This window comes from Variovorax sp. P4_D9, from assembly GCF_056401695.1.
In genome coordinates, this window is the sequence record NZ_JBFUIU010000954.1 from 1 (window position 1) to 3,140 (window position 3,140).

The 3,140-nt window shown below is 66.8% G+C and carries 2 protein-coding genes; one reads left to right on the forward strand and one right to left on the reverse strand.

Features of this window, described 5'->3' with window-relative positions; translation table 11 throughout:
- A partial coding sequence (locus AC1DY5_RS48955; protein ID WP_478121556.1) for a fumarate hydratase occupies positions 1 to 1,529 on the reverse strand: 1,529 nt, incomplete at its 3' end.
- 122 nt (positions 1,530 to 1,651) lie between these two features.
- Between AC1DY5_RS48955 and fumC the strand changes: the two genes are divergently transcribed.
- Positions 1,652 to 3,049, forward strand: coding sequence for a class II fumarate hydratase (gene fumC / locus AC1DY5_RS48960; protein WP_478121557.1), 1,398 nt, complete (start codon positions 1,652 to 1,654; stop codon positions 3,047 to 3,049).
- Positions 3,050 to 3,140 lie beyond the last annotated feature (91 nt).

Here is a 3,140-nt window from a genome sequence, read left to right on the forward strand (position 1 = left end):
GTCTTGAACTCGCCGCTGGCGATGCGCTTCTGCCATTCGGCCGGGCCCGTGATGTGGGCGCTGGTGCCGCCGGCGTCGACCGCGACCGTCACCGGCATGTCGACCACGTCGAACTCGTAGATGGCTTCCATGCCGAGGTCCGCGAAGCCGACCACCTTGGCCGTCTTGATCGCCTTGCTCACGAGGTAGGCCGCGCCGCCGACCGCCATCAGGTAGGCGCTCTGGTGTTTCTTGATCGCCTCGATCGCGACCGGGCCGCGCTCGGCCTTGCCGATCATCGCGATCAGGCCGGTCTGGGCCAGCATCATCTCGGTGAAGCCGTCCATCCGCGTGGCGGTGGTCGGGCCGGCCGGGCCGACGGCCTCGTCGCCGACCGGATCGACCGGGCCGACGTAGTAGATCACGCGGTTGGTGAAGTCCACCGGCAGCTTCTCGCCCTTGGCCAGCATGTCGGAGATGCGCTTGTGGGCGGCATCGCGGCCGGTCAGCATCTTGCCGTTGAGCAGCAGGGTGTCGCCGGGCTTCCAGCTCGCGACTTCGGCCGGCGTGAGCTTGTCGAGGTCGACCCGCTTGCTCTTGTTGTAGTCGGGGGCCCAGTCGATCTTGGGCCAGAGGTCGAGCGAGGGCGCCTCGAGGTACACCGGGCCCGAGCCGTCGAGCACGAAGTGCGCGTGGCGGGTGGCGGCGCAGTTCGGAATCATCGCCACCGGCTTGCTCGCGGCATGGGTCGGGTACATCTGGATCTTGATGTCGAGCACGGTCGCGAGGCCGCCGAGGCCCTGTGCGCCGATGCCCAGCGCATTGACCTTCTCGTACAGTTCGATACGCAGCGCCTCGACCTTGGTCAACTCGGCGCCCGAGGCCTTCTTGGCATGCAGCTCGTGCATGTCGAGGTCGTCCATGAGGCTTTCCTTGGCCATCAGCGCGGCCTTCTCGGCGGTGCCGCCGATGCCGATGCCCAGCATGCCCGGCGGGCACCAGCCGGCGCCCATCGTGGGCACGGTCTTGAGCACCCAGTCGACGACGCTGTCGCCGGGGTTGAGCATCGCGAGCTTGCTCTTGTTCTCGCTGCCGCCGCCCTTGGCCGCGACCGTCACCTCGACGGTGTTGCCGGGCACGATCTCGGTGAAGATCACGGCCGGCGTGTTGTCCTTGGTGTTCTTGCGGTCGAACTGCGGGTCGGCCACGACCGAGGCGCGCAGCGTGTTGTCCGGGTGGTTGTAGCCGCGGCGCACGCCTTCGTTGATGGCGTCGTCGAGGCTGCCCGTGAAGCCGCCCCAGCGCACGTCCATGCCGACCTTCAGGAACACGTTGACGATGCCGGTGTCCTGGCAGATCGGCCGGTGGCCGGTGGCGCTCATCTTGCTGTTGGTCAGGATCTGCGCCATCGCGTCCTTGGCCGCCGGGCTCTGCTCGCGCTCGTAGGCCTTGGCCAAGTGCGCGATGTAGTCGGCCGGGTGGTAGTAGCTGATGTATTGCAGGGCGGCGGAAACCGACTCGATCAGGTCGGCTTGCTGGATGATGGTCATGGCAGGGTCCGTGGGAGGGGAAAGTACTCGCTCAAATACGAGCCATTCTTGTTTGCGACGATACTCGGTGTAGGTCCCGGCACGCCGGGCGCACCCTCCATTTTGACAGCGGAGCTTTTTTCATGACGATATCTTCCAAGACCCGTGTCGAGCGCGACACTTTCGGCTCGATCGAAGTGCCGGCCGACCAGCTGTGGGGCGCCCAGACCCAGCGCTCGCTGCAGAACTTCGACATCTCGGGAGAAAGGCAGCCGCGGGAAATCATCCGGGCCCTGGCGCAGGTCAAGCGCGCCTCGGCGGTCGTCAACCACGCGCTCGGGCTGCAGGATGAGAAGAAGACCCAGGCGATCGTCGCCGCGGCCGACGAGGTCATCGCCGACCGCCATCCCGACGAGTTCCCGCTGGTGGTCTGGCAGACCGGTTCGGGCACCCAGACCAACATGAACGTCAACGAGGTGCTGGCCAACCGCGCCAGCGAACTGCTGGGCGGCGAGCGCGGGGAAGGGCGGCTGGTGCATCCGAACGACGACGTCAACCGCAGCCAGTCGTCGAACGATGTCTTCCCGACCGCGATGCACGTTGCGGCGGTCGAGGCGATCACGCACAGGCTGCTGCCGGCGATCGCCAAGCTGCGCGCCACGCTCGATCGGAAATCGAAGGACTTCGCCGACATCGTGAAGATCGGCCGCACGCATCTGCAGGACGCCACGCCGCTGACGCTGGGGCAGGAGTTCTCGGGCTATGTCGCGCAACTGGCGCATGGCGAAGCGCATGTGCGCGCGGCGCTGCCGCATCTGTGCGAACTGGCGCTGGGCGGCACCGCTGTCGGAACCGGTCTCAACGCGCCCAAGGGCTATGCCGAAGCGGTGGCCGCGGAACTCGCGAAGCTCACCGGGCTGCCCTTCGTCACGGCGCCCAACAAGTTCGAGGCGATGGCCTCGGTCGATGCGCTGGTGCACGCCCATGGCGCGCTCAAGACCCTGGCCGCCAGCATGATGAAGATCGCCAACGACGTGCGCTGGCTCGCCAGCGGCCCGCGCAGCGGCATCGGCGAACTGAGCATTCCCGAGAACGAACCGGGCTCCTCAATCATGCCGGGCAAGGTCAATCCGACGCAGAGCGAGGCGGTCACGATGCTGGTGGCGCAGGTCTTCGGCAACGACGTCGCGATCAACATCGGCGGCGCCTCGGGCAACTTCGAGCTCAACGTTTTCCGGCCGATGGTGGCCCACAACTTCCTGCAGAGCGTGCGGCTGCTGGCCGATGGCATGGTGAGCTTCAACGACCACTGCGCGGTCGGCATCGAGCCGAACCGCGAGCGCATCACCGAACTGGTCCAGCGCTCGCTGATGCTGGTGACTGCGCTCAACACCCACATCGGCTACGACAAGGCAGCCTACATCGCCAAGAAGGCGCACAAGGAAGGCAGCAGCCTGCGCGAGGCGGCGATCGCCTCGGGGCACCTCACGGCCGAGCAGTTTGACCAGTGGGTGGTGCCCGAGAACATGACGGGGCGCTAGCCCCGGGCGACGCCGCGCTTCAGTGGGCGTCGTCCGGCGAACGCCACATCAGCTTGTCCGTGTAGGCGATGGCCATCGCCGAGAACAGGAA

Coding starts and splice junctions, on each gene's coding strand:
- fumC (WP_478121557.1), top strand. CDS start 1,652: ATGACGATATCTTCCAAGACCCGTGTCGAGCGCGACACTTTCGGCTCG.